A 613-nucleotide genomic window follows, 5' to 3' on the forward strand; every position below is an offset into this window, starting at 1 on the left:
ACCCCTCAGCACACGCCAAACTCAGCGTCAACTGCGGACCATCCGGCAGGTCATGAACCATGCCCATGGCTTCGAGGGCGTGCATGACGGGCAGGCTCTCCCCCGGGCCACCTGTTGCGACGGCGCCGGTAGGCGTCCAGTCCTGGGCGGCCGTCTGACCGGTCCCGTCGGTCGTAAACCGGCCGAGGTAGTTGAAGCCGATCTGTGGGGTGGGCAGGTTGGCGAGTTGTGGTGCGGTGTCGGGGTTGAGGTACCGCAGCAGGCCGTAGCCGAGGCCGTCGCCGGGCACGGCACGCAACAACTCCTTGATGCGCTTCACCGCCCGCCCGGCCGCCGGGCCACCTGCTCGCACCTCGGCAACGTCGACGGAACCCGCATCGAGCCGGACGGGGTAGCTGTTGGTGAACCAACCGACGGTGCGGGACAGGTCCATGTCATCGTCTGCCGAGGTCCGGCCGTGTCCCTCCACGTTGACCAGGACGCTGCTGGTCCTGCTGTCACCACGCCATTCGGTGACGGCGGTGGCGAGGCCGGTCAGGAGTACGTCGTCGACACCGGCGTGGAACGCTGTCGGGACCGTGGTCAGCAGTGCGGTGGTGATGTCGGTGGGGAT

General features: G+C 68.0%; 1 protein-coding gene. It reads right to left on the reverse strand.

Annotation, left to right across the window (positions count from 1 at the left end; genetic code table 11):
- Positions 1-613, reverse strand: a 613-nt coding sequence (locus ACFP2T_RS27845) for a condensation domain-containing protein (protein ID WP_377426622.1), incomplete at both ends; no start/stop codon positions are given.

This window comes from Plantactinospora solaniradicis, assembly GCF_042658085.1.
Lineage (GTDB): Bacteria > Actinomycetota > Actinomycetes > Mycobacteriales > Micromonosporaceae > Plantactinospora > Plantactinospora solaniradicis.